Annotated in this window: 12 protein-coding genes; 9 read left to right on the top strand and 3 right to left on the bottom strand. The window is 63.7% G+C overall.

What is annotated here, in order from left to right:
* The first annotated feature begins 43 nt into the window (after window positions 1-43).
* The 9 genes from tssB (at window position 44) to BBA01S_RS03875 (ending at window position 10,827) form a co-directional block, all read left to right on the top strand.
* On the top strand, window positions 44-598 hold the full coding sequence (gene tssB / locus BBA01S_RS03915; RefSeq protein WP_027815284.1) for a type VI secretion system contractile sheath small subunit: 555 nt from the start codon (window positions 44-46) through the stop codon (window positions 596-598).
* A gap of 13 nt (window positions 599-611) precedes the next feature.
* The gene (tssC, locus tag BBA01S_RS03910; protein WP_027815283.1) at window positions 612-2,111 is read left to right on the top strand and encodes a type VI secretion system contractile sheath large subunit; all 1,500 of its coding nucleotides are present in this window, start codon (window positions 612-614) and stop codon (window positions 2,109-2,111) included.
* A 244-nt stretch (window positions 2,112-2,355) separates the two neighbouring features.
* On the top strand, window positions 2,356-2,859 hold the full coding sequence (locus BBA01S_RS03905; RefSeq protein WP_027815282.1) for an Hcp family type VI secretion system effector: 504 nt from the start codon (window positions 2,356-2,358) through the stop codon (window positions 2,857-2,859).
* A 96-nt stretch (window positions 2,860-2,955) separates the two neighbouring features.
* Complete coding sequence (tssE, locus tag BBA01S_RS03900) at window positions 2,956-3,435, top strand: type VI secretion system baseplate subunit TssE (protein ID WP_027815281.1); 480 nt, start codon at window positions 2,956-2,958, stop codon at window positions 3,433-3,435.
* A gap of 83 nt (window positions 3,436-3,518) precedes the next feature.
* A complete protein-coding gene (gene tssF / locus BBA01S_RS03895) occupies window positions 3,519-5,357 on the top strand; it encodes a type VI secretion system baseplate subunit TssF (RefSeq protein WP_027815280.1) in 1,839 nt (612 codons plus the stop codon).
* On the top strand, window positions 5,321-6,406 hold the full coding sequence (tssG, locus tag BBA01S_RS03890; RefSeq protein ID WP_027815279.1) for a type VI secretion system baseplate subunit TssG: 1,086 nt from the start codon (window positions 5,321-5,323) through the stop codon (window positions 6,404-6,406). Before tssF ends, tssG begins: the two co-directional genes overlap by 37 nt.
* 37 nt (window positions 6,407-6,443) lie before the next feature.
* Window positions 6,444-9,122: a type VI secretion system ATPase TssH gene (gene tssH, locus BBA01S_RS03885; protein WP_027815278.1), complete on the top strand. Its 2,679-nt coding sequence runs from the start codon at window positions 6,444-6,446 to the stop codon at window positions 9,120-9,122.
* A gap of 2 nt (window positions 9,123-9,124) precedes the next feature.
* Window positions 9,125-10,267 carry a type VI secretion system protein TssA gene (gene tssA, locus BBA01S_RS03880; protein ID WP_027815277.1) on the top strand — a complete coding sequence of 381 codons (1,143 nt, stop codon included), beginning with the start codon at window positions 9,125-9,127 and terminating at the stop codon, window positions 10,265-10,267.
* Between the two features lie 20 nt (window positions 10,268-10,287).
* Window positions 10,288-10,827, top strand: a complete 540-nt coding sequence (locus BBA01S_RS03875) for a hypothetical protein (RefSeq protein ID WP_052391664.1) — start codon at window positions 10,288-10,290, stop codon at window positions 10,825-10,827.
* Window positions 10,828-10,908: 81 nt separating this feature from the next.
* Here BBA01S_RS03875 and BBA01S_RS03870 read toward each other — a convergent pair whose 3' ends face one another.
* Genes BBA01S_RS03870 through tssM form a run of 3 tightly spaced genes read right to left on the bottom strand, consistent with a single transcriptional unit; the run spans window position 10,909 to window position 16,761 of the window.
* On the bottom strand, window positions 10,909-11,877 hold the full coding sequence (locus BBA01S_RS03870; protein WP_042295898.1) for an OmpA family protein: 969 nt from the start codon (window positions 11,875-11,877) through the stop codon (window positions 10,909-10,911).
* Window positions 11,861-12,871 carry a type VI secretion system-associated protein TagF gene (gene tagF / locus BBA01S_RS03865; protein WP_027815274.1) on the bottom strand — a complete coding sequence of 337 codons (1,011 nt, stop codon included), beginning with the start codon at window positions 12,869-12,871 and terminating at the stop codon, window positions 11,861-11,863. Before tagF ends, BBA01S_RS03870 begins: the two co-directional genes overlap by 17 nt.
* The gene (gene tssM, locus BBA01S_RS03860; RefSeq protein ID WP_027815273.1) at window positions 12,868-16,761 is read right to left on the bottom strand and encodes a type VI secretion system membrane subunit TssM; all 3,894 of its coding nucleotides are present in this window, start codon (window positions 16,759-16,761) and stop codon (window positions 12,868-12,870) included. The genes tagF and tssM overlap by 4 nt, the downstream gene beginning before the upstream one ends.
* Between the last annotated feature and the right edge of the window lie 124 nt (window positions 16,762-16,885).

The raw sequence follows: 16,885 nt of genomic DNA, 5'->3' as shown, positions 1-16,885 counted from the left end.
CGCTACGTAGCACCAGTCGATAACAAGAAGCAGGGAGCCGACGATGGCCAAGAAAGAAAGCATCCAGAAGCGCTTGCAGAAAGTGCGGCCGCCGCGCGTGCAATTGACCTATGAGGTCGAGCGCGGCGATGCGATCGAAGTAAAAGAACTGCCGTTCGTCGTCGGTGTGATGGGCGATCTGGCCGGTCAATCGGAAATCGAGCAGCCCAAGCTGCGCGACCGCAAGTTCATCAGTATCGATCGCGATAACTTCGACGACGTGATGAAGGGCATCGAGCCGCGCGCGGCGTTCCAGGTGGAAAACCGCCTGAGCCCGGAAGGCGGCAAGTTCGCGGTCGACCTGCGCTTCAAGTCGATGGCCGATTTCAGCCCGGACGAAGTCGTCGCCCAGGTCGAGCCGCTGCGCCGCCTGCTGGAAGCGCGCTCGAAGCTTGCCGACCTGCGCAACAAGCTCGCGGGCAACGACAAGCTTGAAGACCTGTTGAGCGAAGTGCTCTCGAACACGCAGCACCTGCAGACGCTCGCGGGCGGCACGCGCACGGAATCCACGGACGCGCCGTCGGCACATCCGGCTGACGACGAACCCAAGGGCGACTGAGGCGGGGCACCATATGAACCAGCAAACTGCAGCCGCGCAAGGCGCGGCGTTCGACGACACGCAAACCGAAGTTTCGTCCTCGCTGCTCGACGATATTGTCGAAAAGAGCAAGGTCGCGAAATCCGATTCGGAGCACGCGCGCGCCAAGGATCTGATCGGCGAACTCGTGCATCAGGTGCTGGACGGCACCGTGGTCGTCTCGAACAACCTTTCCGCGACCATCGACGCGCGCGTGGCCGAGCTCGATCGCCTGATTTCGGCGCAGCTCAGCGCCGTGATGCATGCACCCGAGTTCCAGCGCCTCGAAGGTACGTGGCGCGGGCTCGATTATCTGTGCAAGGAAAGCAATACCGGCCAGACCATCAAGATCAAGGCGCTGCACGCACCGAAGCGCGACGTCGTGCGCGACTTCAAGAACGCGGTCGAATTCGACCAGAGCGCGCTCTTCAAGAAGGTCTATGAAGAAGAGTTCGGCACGTTCGGCGGCGCGCCGTTCGGCACGCTGATCGGCGACTACGAAATCACGCGCCAGCCCGAAGACATGTACTTCATCGAGCAGATGTCGCATGTCGCCGCGGCCGCGCACGCGCCGTTCATCGCTTCGGCTTCGCCGGAACTGATGGGCCTTGAATCGTTCGCCGATCTCGGCAAGCCGCGCGATCTCGGCAAGGTGTTCGACACCGTCGAATACGCGAAGTGGAAGTCGTTCCGTGATTCGGAAGATTCGCGTTATGTCGGCCTCACGTTGCCGCGCTTCCTCGGCCGCCTGCCGTTCAACCCGAAAGACGGCGCGACCGCGGAAGGCTTCAATTTCGTCGAGGACGTCGACGGCACCGACCACAGCAAGTACCTCTGGTGCAATGCTGCGTGGGCATTCGCTGCGCGCCTTACGGCCGCGTTCGACGACTTCGGCTGGTGCGCGGCGATTCGCGGCGTGGAAGGCGGCGGTCTCGTTGAAGACCTGCCGACGCACACGTTCAAGACCGACGACGGCGAAATCGCGCTCAAGTGCCCGACCGAAATCGCCATCACGGACCGTCGCGAGAAGGAGCTGAGCGACCTCGGCTTCATTCCGCTCGTGCATTGCAAGAACTCCGACTACGCCGCGTTCTTTGCCGCGCAATCGGTGCAAAAGGCCAAAAAGTACAGCACCGACAGCGCCAATGCGAACGCCGTGCTTTCCGCGCAATTGCAGTACATCTTCTCGGTTTCGCGCGTGGCGCATTACCTGAAGGCGATGATGCGCGACAAGATCGGCAGCTTCGCGTCGGCACAGAACGTCGAGGTGTTCCTGAACCGCTGGATCTCGCAGTACGTACTGCTGGACGACAACGCGAGCCAGGAGCAGAAAGCGCAGTTTCCGCTGCGCGAAGCCTCGATCCAGGTTGCGGAGATTCCGGGCCGTCCGGGTTCGTACCGTTCGGTTGCGTTCCTGCGCCCGCACTTCCAGCTCGACGAACTGTCGATCTCGCTGCGTCTCGTGGCGGATCTGCCGAAGCCGGCCGGCTCGTAAAGCGACTCGAATCACGGGAATTCGACACAAGAAATCGTTGCAGCGGGGCGTTGCGTAGTACGGCAATGCCCTGGAGCTGCACAGACAGGCCGCGTGGGTCAACCGTCGTGACTCACGCCGCCTGACGCATCCAGCGCAGGCTTCGACGGTATTCGGGTCTGACGTTTGAGTTGCGGTCCATCTGGCGGGCAGTCATCGCGCCTGTCACCGCCGTACACACCACCTTTATGGGGAGCGATACGTTATGAAGGACATCTACCTAAAATTCGGTAATCCTGCGATCAAGGGCGAGTCGCAGGACAAGGATCATGCGAACTGGATCGAAATTGATTCGTGGAATCACTCGATTCTCCAGCCGCGTTCGGCAACGGCTTCGACGGCAGGCGGTCACACGTCCGAGCGTTGCGAGCACGCCGACATGCGTTTCACCAAGGACATCGACGTCGTCAGCCCGCTGCTGTACCAGCACGCTTCGGGCGGCACGACGTTCGACGAAGTCACCATCGACTTCATGCGTTCGGACGGTGAAGGCAACCGCATCAAGTACCTTGAGGTCAAGCTCAAGTACGTGATCATTTCGAGCATCACGCCGTCCGTGGTGGGCGAAGGACTGCCGAGCGAAGAGTTCTCGCTCAAGTACGCTGCCGTGCAGTGGAAGTACACGCAGCAGAAGATCGGCGGCAACCAGGGCGGTAACGCTCAGGGTGCATGGAGCCTGACGAAGAACGACAAGACCTACGCGGTCTAAAGTCGTAATAGCCCGGACGGTGCGCGCGATTCAACCCGTGCGCGCCGCTCGGGCTTTTGCCTTGAATGGCGCCGCGTGCCGGCGTCATATCGATCGATGAAGCGATTCGAGCCTAGTTTTTTCGACAAGTTGTTCGACGACGAACCGCACTCGCCGGCGCCTGCCGCGATGCGGCAATTGTCGCTGGACGAATTGAAAGCCACGGTTGCGCGCGACCTGGAGTCGATTCTGAATACGCGTATCGCGATGACGGAAGAGATGCTCGCGCAACTGCCGGAATGCCGCAAATCGGTGCTCACCTATGGGCTCAGCGATTTCGCGGGGCTGAGTCTCGCGAGTCATTACGACCGGGCGTTTATCTGCAAATCGATCCAGCAGGCCATCGAGCGGCATGAGCCGCGCCTGCAACGGGTCAACGTCTCGCTCGAATTGAATTCGCGCTCGACCAGCGTATTGAATTTTGCCATTCAAGCATTATTGGTCGTCCATCCGGCCGAAGAGCCGGTAAACTTCGACGCATTGCTGCAGCCATCGACGTTGCAGTATTCGGTCTCGCGCGCACGCGCAAAGACATAAGCAAGGCCGCGCCCGGCGCCGCGTGACGATGCGGTCTGGACGAGGGGCGGCGCAAAGCAGTTTCTGGGGGGCGGGGAATCGCGATGGAAGAGTTGTTGCCGTATTACGAGCGCGAATTGTCGTTCCTGCGACGCTATTCGCGCGAATTCGCCGAGCGCTACCCGAAGATCGCGGCGCGGCTCGCGATGACGGGCGAGCATTGCGAGGATCCGCACGTCGAACGCATGATCGAATCGTTCGCGCTGCTGGGTGCGCGCATCAACAAGCGGCTCGACGACGACTACCCCGAATTCACCGAGGCGCTGCTCGAAGTCCTCTATCCGCATTATCTGCGGCCCTTTCCCTCGTGTTCCGTCGCGCAGCTCGGCACCTCGGCGGCGTTCAGCCACCTGACCGCGCCCGCCGTCATCGCGCGCGGCACGGAACTGAAGTCGCGTCCCCTGCGCGGCGTGCAGTGCCGGTTCCGCACGGCTTACGACGTCACGCTCGCACCCATTCGCGTAGCCGAAGCGCGTTATATGCCGGTGGCGATGGCGCCAGTCTCGATCGTGTTGCCCGGCGACGCGACGGGCGTCATTTCCATTACGTTTGAATCGACTTCGCCGCAACTCGATATTGCCGCGCTGAAAGTGCCGAAGTTGCGCGCGCACCTGAGCGGCGAACAATCGTTTATTGCCGCGCTCGGCGACTGCCTGTTCGTCAATGCGATTGGCGCGTGGGTGGAGCCGGAGCGCTCGGGCCGCTGGACGGCGCTGCGCGAATTGCCGTTCGTCCAGGCAGGTTTCGGCGAAGACGAAGCGCTGATCGATTTCCCCGCGAAATCGCATCCCGCTTACCGCCTGCTGACCGAATATTTTGCGTATCCGGCCAAGTTCGATTTCGTCGACTTCGATCTTGCGGCCATGAGCGCTGCGACGGGCCGCTGCCATCGCATTACGCTGCATGTCGTGCTCAAGGAAGTGCGTGGCGATTCGCACGAGGCGCGTCTGCTCGATACGCTCGCGGCGCATCATCTGCGCCTGTTCTGCACGCCGGTCGTGAATCTCTTCAAGCAGCACGGCGAGCCGATCCGCCTCAATCATCAGGCGATCGCCTATCCCGTGATTGCCGAAGCGCGTCGTGCATTCGCCTACGAGGTCTATTCGATCGATACGGTGAATCTCGTGCAGCAGCGCGCCAACGAAGAAACGGTGGTGGAATTCCGGCCGTTCTATTCGCTGCGTCACGGCGAGGCTGCGCGCGCGGGCCATTACTGGTTTGCACGCCGCGACGAATGGGTTGCGCAAAAAAGTCCCGGTTACGAAACCGAAATTTCGATTGTCGATATCGACTTCGATCCGGCCGCCGAGCAGACCGATACGTTGAGTCTCGAACTCACCTGCACGAACCGCGACCTGCCCGCGGGCCTCGCGGTGGGCCTGGAGGGCGGCGACCTGTTCATGGAAGGCGGCTCGCTGACCAACCATATTTCCCTGCTCGCCCGACCGACGCCGTGCGTGCGTTTCGAGCGTCGCCAGGCGGCACATTGGCGCCTGATTTCGCATCTCTCGCTGAGCCACGTTTCGCTCACGGGCGGCGGCGCAGGCACGCTCAAGGAAATGCTGGCGCTGTACGACATGCGCCGCTCGGCGGTGTCGTCGCGCCATATCGACGGCATCGTCGACGTGGAGCAGCGGGCGGCCGTGCAATGGCTGCCCGGCAAGCCGTTCGCCACTTTCGTGCGCGGCGTGGAGATTCGTGTGACCGTCGACGAGGATCATTTCGTCGGCACGAGCCTTGGCACCTTCGTGCGCGTGCTCGATGTGTTCTTCGGGCTTTACGTTCATATCAACAGCTTTGTTCAACTGGTGGTGATTTCCGAACTCACCGGCGAGGAGATCCTGCGATGCAAGCCCCGCAGCGGCGAATCGATCCTGGTGTAATCGAGCGCCTGCTCGACGAGCCGCACCGCTTCGAGTTTTTCCAGGCGGTGCGCCTGCTCGAACGCTGGTTCGTCGACAAGGCCCAGGATCGTCAGCGCGATGTGCTCGCGCAGCGCGTATCGTTTCGCAATACGCTGTCGCTGGGCTTTCCGCCGAGCGAAATCGAACAGGCGACTTCCTACAATGACGCGGGCGAGCCGCTCGCAGAAAAGGACGCGCGCGATGCGGCCATCGACGCCGGGCAACTTGCCAGGGTGTCGATTACGCCAGCGTTTTTCGGGCTGACGGGTGGGCAGGGCGCGCTGCCGCTGCACTATACGGAGCAGTTGATCGCGCGCGAGCAGATCAAGCGCGACCGCGCCGCGCGCGAGTTCTTCGATGTGTTCTCGAATCGCGCCACGGCGCTGTTCTACAACGCGTGGAAGAAGTACCGCCTGCCGTTTCATTACGAGCTCGATCGCGACGAGCGCTATTTGCCGTTGCTGCTCGCGCTCGCGGGCGTCGCCAACGACGAATCGCGTGACGGTCTGCACGAAGGCCGTGGCGCGCTGTTCGACGAGGCCATCGCGGGACATGCCATCGCGGCGCGCCATCGGCCGGTTTCGGCGGCGTATTTGCAGAACACGTTGTCCGAGTATTTCAACGTGCCGGTGCGTATCGAGCAGTTCGTCGGCAAATGGTACGACGTGCCGCCCGACCAGCTTTCGATGCTCGGCCAGCGCAACGTTGCGCTGGGCGCGACGGCGCTCGCGGGGCAGCGCGTCTGGCAGCGCGACATGCGCGCGCGTCTCGTGATCGGCCCGCTATCAAGAAAGGATTACGAAGCATTTCTTCCCGGCGGCGAGCGTGCGATCGCGCTCGAACGCATGCTGACGCTGCTCGGCCGCGTGACGCTCGAATACGAGGTGCGGCTCGTGCTGCGACGCACGGAAGTCGGGCAGAGCCAGCTTGGCGGCGGATCGCGGCTTGGCTGGGACGCGTTCCTCTGTACGCATGCCGCCGACCGCGACCGCGCCGACGCGCATTACGAATTGCATGTCACCCATTGACGCCTGAACCGAATTTCGCCCGGAACGCCATCACGACATGAGCACGCCACTCAAGACCCTGATTACCAAGCTCAACACGACCTGCCGCCTCGCGGCCGAACGCGCGGCCAGTTCGTGCCTGTCGCGCGGGCACTATGAAGTCGATCTGGAGCATCTGTTTCTCGCGCTGATCGAGGAGCCGGCCAGCGATCTGGTGTGTGCGCTGCGCGCCTCGCGCATCGATGTGCATGCGGTGCGCGCCGATCTCGAACGCGAATTGCAGAGCCTGAAAACGGGCAATACGCGCACGCCGGTGTTCTCGCCGCATCTGATCGCGCTGTTCGAGCAGGCGTGGTTGATCGCGTCGCTCGATACGCAGATTGGGCGTATCCGTTCAGGGCATTTGTTGCTGGCGTTGCTGAGCGCGCCCGACCTGGCGCAGTTCGCGCAGCGCATGTCGAGTCGTCTGGCCGAGGTGCCGGTCGCCGAACTCAAGCATCGTTTCGACGAGCTGACCGAAGGTTCCGTGGAAGCCGCGCCGCGCGATGCGGAGCGTGGCGCGGCGGCGCAGGAAGAGCAGGTGCACGACCCGATTGCGGCCGGCCCTTCGAAGACGCCCGCGCTCGACACCTATACGACCGATCTCACGCAGCGCGCGCGCGAAGGCCGCGTCGATCCCGTGATCGGGCGTGAAGGCGAGATTCGCCAGACCATCGACATCCTGATGCGCCGCCGCCAGAACAACCCGATTCTCACGGGCGAGCCTGGCGTCGGCAAGACGGCCGTCGTGGAAGGCCTTGCGCTGCGTATCGCCGAAGGCGACGTGCCCGAGCCGTTGCGCAATGTCGCGCTGCGCGTGCTCGATATGGGTCTGCTGCAGGCGGGCGCGAGCGTGAAGGGCGAGTTCGAAAACCGCCTGAAAAGCGTGATCGACGAAGTCAAGAAGAGCCCGCAGCCTATCGTGCTGTTCATCGACGAAGCGCATACGATCATTGGCGCGGGCGGCCAGGCTGGCCAGAACGATGCGGCCAACCTGCTCAAGCCGGCGCTTGCGCGCGGCGAACTGCGCACGATCGCGGCCACCACCTGGAGCGAGTACAAGAAGTACTTCGAAAAGGACGCGGCGCTCGCGCGACGCTTCCAGGTCGTGAAGATCGAAGAGCCCGGCGAAACGCTCGCGGCCGCCATGCTGCGCGGCATGACGGCGCTGATGGAGCGCCACTTCAACGTGCGCATTCTCGACGAGGCGATTACCGAGGCCGTGCGTCTTTCGCATCGCTATATCAGCGCACGCCAACTGCCGGACAAGGCTGTGAGCGTGCTCGACACTGCCTGCGCAAAGGTCGCGCTCGCGCATAGCTCGACGCCAGGGCTGATCGACGACGGCAAGCGCCATATCGAGCGCATCGATGCGGAAATCGCATCGCTCGAACGCGAAGCGGCAAACGGCGCGGCGCACGACGAACGTCTCGCGGATCTGCGCGCGCAACGCGCCGAAGCCGCCGCCGAAGTCGCCGAAGACGAAGCGCGCTATGCGCAGGAACGCGAACTCGTGACGCAGATCGCGGCGCTGCGCAACCGTATCGACGCGGCGCGCGAAGAGGGTGTGGAGGGTACGGCGGCCGATCTCGCCCGCGACGCTGACGCCGCGCGCGAAGCGCTGCCCGCGCTGGTCGCGCAACTGCATGCGTTGCAGGGCGACGGCCCGATGGTGCCGCTCCAGGTCGACGGCCACGTCGTCGCCGAAGTGGTGGCGTCGTGGACAGGCATTCCGCTGGGGCGCATGGTGAAGGACGAGATCAAGACGGTGCTCAACCTGAGCCCGCTGCTCTCGGAGCGTGTGATCGGCCAGGATCATGCGCTCGACGCGATTGCGCAGCGCGTGCGCACGGCCAACGCCAGCCTTGAAGATCCGAACAAGCCGCGCGGCGTGTTCATGTTCGTGGGGCCGTCGGGCGTAGGCAAGACCGAAACCGCGCTCGCGCTCGCCGATATTCTTTACGGCGGCGAACGCAAGCTCGTGACCATCAACATGAGCGAGTACCAGGAAGCGCATAGCGTGTCGGGGCTGAAGGGCTCGCCGCCGGGTTATGTGGGTTACGGCGAGGGCGGTGTGCTGACCGAAGCCGTGCGCCGCAATCCGTATTCGGTCGTGCTGCTCGACGAAGTCGAAAAGGCCCACCCTGACGTGCTGGAAATGTTCTTCCAGATCTTCGACAAAGGGACGATGGACGACGCCGAAGGGCGCGCAATCGACTTCCGCAATACGCTCATCATCCTGACCTCGAACGTCGGTTCGCAGGCGGTGATGCAGGCCTGCCTGAACAAGCCCGCGGAAGAACTGCCCGACGCCGACGCACTCGCAGAACTGTTGCGCCCGCAACTGTACAAGACCTTCAAGCCCGCGTTTCTCGGGCGCATGAAGGTCGTGCCGTATTACCCGATTTCGGACGACGTGCTCGCCGAGATCATCGAACTCAAGCTCGAACGCATCCGCCGGCGCATCGAGGCGAACCATGGCGCGGTGTTCGAGTGGGACGATTCGCTCGTCGACGCCGTGCTGGCCCGCTGCACCGAAGTGGATTCGGGCGCCCGCAATGTCGATCACATCCTGAACGGCACGCTGCTGCCCGAACTCGCGCAGCAGGTGCTCGAACGCATGGCGCAAGGCACGGCGCTGCAGCGTGTGAGCGTGCGTGCGAACGAGGCCGGTGAGTTCGAATACACCGTGAATTGATTATGTCGACCGATTACACCGCGCTGCTCGCGCCCATCAATGAAAGCTCGCCATGCGGCGAGGATATGCTGTTTTCTGCCGACTTCGATGCGATTGCCTACGCGCGCCGCTTCGACGATCCGTCGCTCGACCAGGGCGAGTGGGTCACGGAAATCAAGGAAGCCGATTGGCCCTTCGTGGTCGAGCGTTGTTCGGCGCTGCTCGCCACGCAGACCAAGGATCTGCGCGTGGCGGTGTGGCTGACCGAAGCGCTGGCGATCCAGGAGGGCGTGCCCGGCCTCGCGCAAGGTTATGCCGTGTTGACCGGCCTGATCGAGCGTTACTGGGAGCAGGTGCATCCCTTGCCCGAGGGCGACGATGTCGAATCGCGGCTGGGCAACGTGGCGTGGCTCGCGGGACGTTCGGCGGAATTGCTGCGCGCCGTGCCGCTCACGCAATCGGACATGGCTTTCAGCACGCTGGACTGGGACGTGGCGCAACACGTCGCGCAGGCCGTCAAGCGCGATCCCGAGAACGCCAGCGACATCGCGCGCGGCAAGCCTTCGGTCGAGCAGATCGACGCGTCGCGCCGCGCGACGTCGCGCGCGTTCTACGAGAAGCTGCTAGCCGAGTTCAAGTCTTTCGAGAAGGCGCTGGCCGCGCTCGACGACGAACTGGAGCGCAAGGCGGGTGATTCGGCGCCGAGCTTCCGCCAGGCGCGCGACGCGTACGAAACGGTCTATCGGCTTGCGGAGCGCTTCGCGCGCGACGTGGGTGTCGATCCGGATGCGGCGCTCAAGCAGACCGAACCTGTGCAAACGACGCAAGGCGGCCAGAGTGGCCAGGGCGGTGCAGCGGCTGCGCCCGAACGTACCGAGCCGAGTTTCCTGACGCCATTGCCCCACGAGGATTTCGTGCAGCCTCCGACCCGCGTTTCCAGCCGCGCTCATGGCGGCATTCAGAGCCGCGCGGACGCGGTTTCGCAACTGCGCGCCGTGGCCGATTATTTCCGCGCCACCGAACCGCATAGCCCCGTGGCGTACCTCGCCGACAAGGCCGCCGAATGGGCCGGCATGCCGCTGCACGAATGGCTTGCGACGGTGGTGAAGGACGACGGGACGCTCTCGCATATCCGCGAGATGCTGGGCGTGAAATCGGAAAGCTAAACCGAAGGCGACAAAACTCCGTGAGCGATCATCCTATCTATATCGTCGACCGCGACGCTACTCTGGAAGAGGCACCCGAGCTCGCAGCCAGGGTCATGCAATGGTTGGAAGAGCAGGGAATCGCTGCTCCTTCAGCGGACGCGGAAGTCGCCTTTTCTCCGGCGACACATTGCGCGGGAGCCAATGCAAAAGACTGGGTTGAATGGCTGGATCAATTCAACCGGTGTGGCGTCAGGGCGGAGATTGAGCGCCAGGTATTTCATGCCGGAGGCAATGGCATTCAGGGGCTGGAATGCCCTCAATGCCAGACAGTCCACGATCCTGATGACGTCGATTGGAGCGAGGCGGTGGGAGGATGGTACGAAGAACGGGATGATCGCCTCGCGTGTCCAGCCTGCGAAAAATCATCAAGCATTACCGATTGGCGGTTCTCCGAGATGGAATGGGGATTCGGCAATCTGGGATTCGCTTTCGATGGTTTTGGGGTCGAGCAAAAGCTTGCCGATGCAATTGGCGAGGTTCTCGGACATCGGGTCGTGATGGTGTTTCAGGCAATTTGACGGGGCACGAGAGAACGCCAGGCGCCCAAAAAAAACAAAGCCCAGGGATTGAGCCCTGGGCTTTTTTTACGCCGCGTGAATTCAAAGACCCGCGCGGAATTCAATGCGCCGATTGCGCGCGCGTCCGTCCGTGGTGTCGTTCGACGCGACCGGCTGATCCGGGCCGACGCCGTTGGTCGTCAGTTGCTGCGGCGAAATCCCCTTGGCAACGAGATAACCCTTCACCGCGTCCGCACGCGCCTGGCTCAGCGCGATATTCGAATTACGGTTACCCGAATTGTCGGTGTGGCCGATGATTTCCACCGTGCGCGTGTTCATCTTCGCAAGCACGGCAGCCATCTGGTCGAGAATCGCGCGGCCTTCGGGGGCGAGCGTGGCGCTACCCGTTTCGAATTCGATCGTGCGGTTCGCCAGCGTCTGGTCGAGCAGGCCCTGCTCGGACGCGCTCACGCGCAGGCCATTGCGGATCGTGTAGGTGGGGTTCAGCGCGTTCGCCATGTCGCTGGCGATCTGCTGGCGTTGCGCTTCATTGCCCACTTCACCACGCACGTCGATCTGCGTGCCGTCGATCTTCAGTTGTCCTTTGTGGATCTGCTTGAGTTGCGCGCCAATCAGCTTCTGCACGTTCGACGACCAGTTGGGCGGCGTCGCCACGTCGCCCACTTCGATCTGGTCGACCACGTTGCCTGCGCCATAGGTGTCGCGCAGACGTTGCAGCACGGCCGCGTGGGTCGCTTCGTCGGGCACCTTGCCGCCGGCTACGACCTGACCCGGCGTCGCGTCGACCGGTGCGGGCGTCGAGGTCGCGGTGCTGCGCGGGGCGGAGGCCGACGGCGCGGCGGCGTTGGCTTGCATGCCCGCGTTCCCGGCAGCGCCAGCGCCCGAGGCGGGCGGAATCGTCCCGCTGACCGTCACGCCGTTCGAGCCGATGGGCGAGACACGCGCGGGGCTGGCGTCATCGGCCCATGCCACGGTCGAGAACGAGGCGAACGCGCCGAAAGTCAGCGCCGCCGCTGCGGCCAGGCCGCTGCGTTTAGCCGCGGCGGCCATTGACCGGCTCCCCGATGAACACTTCGCGGAACGTGTCGATGGCGACGCGCAGCGAGAGTTGCGGTTGATCGAGGTAGCTGACGAGTTTGCTGATGCCATGGTCGCTTTGTGCATGATCGTCGACCCACTCGGGATCGTCGATATCGATGTTGTGTGCTGAATAGGTTTGCGGATCGACCACGCTATGCAGGGTCTTCGCGGACGCGCCGTTAAAGCCGATGATGAGCCGCTCGCGCTGCGCGATGGTGCCGAGAAAAATCGCCAGTTCGAAATCGGCCTTCGATACGAACGGTGCGATCAGTTCGAGCCAGAACGCGCCCACCAGGCTGCGATAGAACGGATCGGTCGGCAGCGGCAGCGTGAGACCGCGTTCGAGATGCGCGGTGCCGCTTTGCATCACCGGGCGCAGCAGCGAGCCGAGCGCGAGCATCGCGCCTTTGAGGCGCACCGGATGGCCGCTGTTCAGCAGCATCTGTTCGAGGCCCGAGAGCGTCTGGTGCTCGATGAAATCCGCGAAGGTGCCGTCGTGCGGATTGCCCGAGCCGCCCACGTCGACCGGCACATAGGTTTCGCCGAGCGCCTGCAACGCGCCTGCGGGCTCGCTCGTGCCCAGCAGCGGCTGCATCTGCGAGGACACGCGCGACCAGAGGCGTGCGAAAGCCAGCGGGCTGCGCGCGAGAAACGCGAGCGGCTGCTCGACTTCCAGCGCGGTGGCCGCGAGGAACGGGAAGCGCCGCGACGACTGGTCGTGGCTCGCGACCATATGGCCCGCGATCGCCAGGCGGCTTTGCGAGCCGAGGAACGCAAAGTGCATCGGCTGCGCTTCTTCGTAGACGATCTTCCAGCGCGGATCGTCGGTGAGCATGTTCATCGCTTCGGCGATCCAGTTGTCCAGCGTCTGGAGCAACTGCGGATTGTGCGCGCTCTTCACGAAGTCGCCGCGCGACGGAATTTTGCCGAAGTAGGCGATCTGCGCCTGAACGGTTTGCGTCATTGCGCAACTCCCTGCGAGTTGGTTGAGCCTGCAACGGTTGCGGGCGCCGTGGCTTGCGGCGCGCTCGTGGCGGCCTGCGCGTCGACACTCGCGCTGGCGCCCGACGTGTTCTGGGCGCTTTGTGCCCCTTGTGCACCACCCCCCGCGCCGACGCCGGCGATCGACGACGGCAGCTGCACGCCCTTCAGGCCCTGCTGTTGCGGCGCATCGCCGCTCGACGCCGTGGGCTGCGAGGTGCTGATGATGCGCATGCTCATCGACACCGATACGCTGCCTTGCGTCCACGTCAGGTCGAAGGTGCCGTCCGGACGGCGGCTGCGTTGCGCCGAATTGATCAGCTTCTCCAGACCGTAGCGGCCCGGCTCGTTGACGAGCTGGATCGTGCGGCCGTCGAAGGTGGTCGCCGACAGCGTCGCGCCAGGCGAGCCGTTCGGGTTCGGCCACACGAAGTTCGTCCACTGCGGCGGCGTGTTGCGGTAGCGCAGCTGCTGGCCGTCGATCGCGATCGTGTATTCGGTCGTGCCGCTCGAAGGCTGCGGCAGGATCTGGAACACGGTCTGCGGCTCGGTCGAGCCGCCGCTTGCGCCTGCTGCGCCGCCCGCGAGCGGTGCGACCCAGCGCGCAAAGCCACCCGTGAAGTCCGGCGTGAGCGCGAGGCCCATGTCGCCCCAGGTGCGGGCGGTGAGCGTGTCGCCGCGGCGAACCGCGAGCGGCCCGAGCGTGGTGCTCACGAACTTCGAGATCGCGCCATCGGGGCCGAACATGCCCGCGATTTCGCTCGCGCCGGCTTCGACCTTGGCCGTGCCCGCGAACGGGTACTTGCTGGCGAGCGACGCCTGGAACGGCTGGTACACCTGCGCGTTCCACACCTTGTTCACTTCGACGCTGGCCGGCTGGATCACCACGGCGTAGGCCTGCATGAGCGGACGCACGAGCAGGGGACGCAGCGCCTTGCGCTGATCGTCGGTCAGGCCCGTGAGCATCTGCTCATCGACGAACTTCAGCGAATCCGAGAGTTCCGAGCCGTTGCCGTCGAGCGTCTGCTGCATCAACTGACGCGCGCCCGGGCCCGGATCGCCCTGGTTCTTGATGGTGTTGAAGCGCGTGCGCACCTTCGAGAGCGAATCCATGTAGCCCTTGAGCATCGAGCCGTTGTCGTGCGTGACGACGATGCGGCCGAGGCCCGCAAACGCCTGGCCGACCGGGCCCATCGGGATCTCGACCGGATTGCCGTTGATGTCGATGTTCGCTTCCATCTTGCCGCTGGTCGCGCGCGAGAACAGGTTTTTGAACCAGCCCTTGATGCCGCTTTGCGCCTGCTTGATGGTGGTGTTGACGAGCGACGGGTTATCCCACGACGTCTGGTCGTACGCGGTTTCGAGGATCTTGCGGATCGGCGAATCCTGCGGGTCGCCCAGGCGGTTCATCGCATCGACGGCCTGGCCGAAGCTGCCGAAATCCTGCACGGCGATGCCCTGCATGAACTTCTGCCAGTGCTGCGCGTATTCGGCCTTGTACATGCCCACGAGCGTCTTCTGGATCTGCTCCGGGCTGCCTTCGAGCGTGAGGTCGTCGGACGCCGAGGTGTTGAGCACCCAGTCCTTCGCCTGAAGCTCCTTGGTCGCCGCATCGCGGATCGCGGGCTGCACGTACTGGAACCACGCTTCGCGCGTGAAGGTGCCGGGGATCGCGTAGCTGCCCGCGACCAGCGCCGTATTGCCGTCGCCGACGATACGTGCAACCGTCATCGGCGCGAAACGCGTGGAGGCGCGCGCCTTGATCTCTTCATACACGCGCTGGCGAGCCGGCATGCCGCGCACCACATGACGCAGGTTTTCGCGCGTCTGGTCGATGAGCGAGAGGTTCGCGTCGACCATCGGCCAGTCGTCGTCGTTCACGCGCGCGAGGTAGAACGTGATCATGCGCTCGGCGCTGCGGATCATCTCGTCGCGAGGCATGTTGCCGCGATTCTGTTCGAGCCAGCCGCGCCAGAAGCGGGCGATCTGGTCAGTGAGGTGAGCGGTCTCGACGTGGCGCTTGTCCGACAGCATCAGGTACGTCTTGAGCGCGTTGTAAGCGTCTTCCACGCTGGAAGGGGAGGCGTCGCTATACAGGCCGCCCTGGCTCGTGTTCGCCATGGCCGCGTGTGCGGAAACCGGCACGGCGCCCGAATCGGGCGTGTGCGTCATCGGCGCGAGCTGGTCGGGATGTGCGTCGACGTCCTTGAGGAACGATGCGAGATTCTGCGAGACCGGCGTGAGCATGATCTGGCGCACGCCGTTGTAGTACTCCTCAAGCAGATGCTGTTCGACGCGATCGCCCTGATACAGGCCGAGCGACACCGCGAGCGGCTTGTCGCGGCGGAACTGTTCGAGCTGATCGATACGGTCTTCCAGAATGTCCATCGCCTGCAGGCGCGATTGCAGGTCGTTGCGGTTCTGCTGCAGACGCTGGACGTTGTCGAGATCGGCCTGGACGTTCGCCACCAGCTGCTGGTTATTGACGGCCGACCATGTCCAGCCGCCCAGCGCGAGCGCGAGCGCCGCCACCACGCCGAAGAACGTCGCGTAGCGCAGACGCGTCTTGGCCGGGCTCGCGAACTGACGCACGGTCTGCTTGTCCGCGAAAATCACCTTGGAAAACAGGTCTTTCAGGAAGAAACCGTTCTTGGAAAACGCGGGTTGCGCCTTGGGCAGGCCTTCGGCGGACAGGGCAAAACGGTTGGCGATGCGCTGCGCGGCGGCGCTGTTGGTTTCGCCTTCCTGGAGCGCGCTCGTGAAGTAGAAGCCACGGAAAATCGGCTTGTACTGGAACGGGTTGTTCTCGAACAGCGTGGCGAGGAACGCGCGCAGCGCCGGCTTGATGGTCGAGAATTCGAGCGGGAAGCTCAACTGGCCAGGCGTCAGCGCGTTGCCGCGGCTGATCGACATTTGCGCAATGCTGATTTCCTTGAGGCCTTCGTACAGTTCCTCGAAACGCTCGTCGAATTGCGCGACGACATCGCGCTTTTCATCGGGTTCGTAGGGCAGGGTCGCGCCCCAGACGCGGTCGTATTCGTGGCGGTCGTTGGCGCTGAAGAATTCGGTAAAGCCCGTGATCAGGTCGACCTTCGTGAACATCACGTAGACGGGCGCGAATACTTCGAGTTTTTCGGTGAGTTCCTGCACGCGCTGGCGCAGGTTCTTCGCGAGATTGATGGCGAATTCGGGGCGATTGCCGGTGAGCTCCGCAATGCTCGCGGTCACGATGATGCCGTTGATCGGCGCCTTCGGACGATAGCGCTTGAGCAGGCCGAGAAAGCCGAGCCATTCGCCGCGATCTTCCTCGTGAATCGAATAGCGCCCGGCGGTGTCGAGCAGGATGCCTTCAGTCGTGAAGAACCAGTCGCAATTACGCGTGCCGCCGATGCCATGCACGATGGCTTCTTTTTTATCGGCGAAAGGAAATTGCAGGCCGGAATTGATCACCGCGCTGCTTTTGCCCGCAGCCGGATTGCCGATGACGATGTACCACGGCAGTTCGTAGAGCGCCGAGCCGCCGGAAAGCTGGCCGATCTTCGAGGTCTTGATGGTCTTGACTGCATCGGTCAGGCGCGTGCGCAGCGCGTCGAGCTCGGCCTGGGTGCCGTGTGCTGCTGCGGCGGCGGGCGCCTCGACCTGGGCCTGCTGTTCCAGCATGTCGCCCAGTTTTCTGTTGGCGCGGCGCACGCGAATGCGGCGCACGATCCAGACGATCAGCCAGAGCCCGATCAGCACGCCGAGCACGACCGCGACCCAGACGAGCCCGATTTGCAGCGTGTCGGCCGCGATATAGAGCACGGCTGCCAGCGCAATGAAGCCGATGATGGAAAGCGTGCGCTTATGAGTCAACACGTTGAGGAAGCGTTGCATATGCCGGTCAGGTCCTGATGCTTTGAGTGCTGTTCTGGTGATTCATGCGTGACGATGTGGCCAGGTGGCGAGACACGCGGCGGGCAGGGCGCGCGCGTGCAGCCGGTCATGTGCTGTACATGAC

The sequence above is a fragment of the Paraburkholderia bannensis NBRC 103871 genome (genome assembly GCF_000685015.1).
In the GTDB taxonomy this organism is placed as follows: Bacteria; Pseudomonadota; Gammaproteobacteria; order Burkholderiales; family Burkholderiaceae; genus Paraburkholderia; species Paraburkholderia bannensis.
Note: the sequence above shows the minus strand (reverse complement) of the source record. Positions and strands in the feature narration are given on the sequence as shown.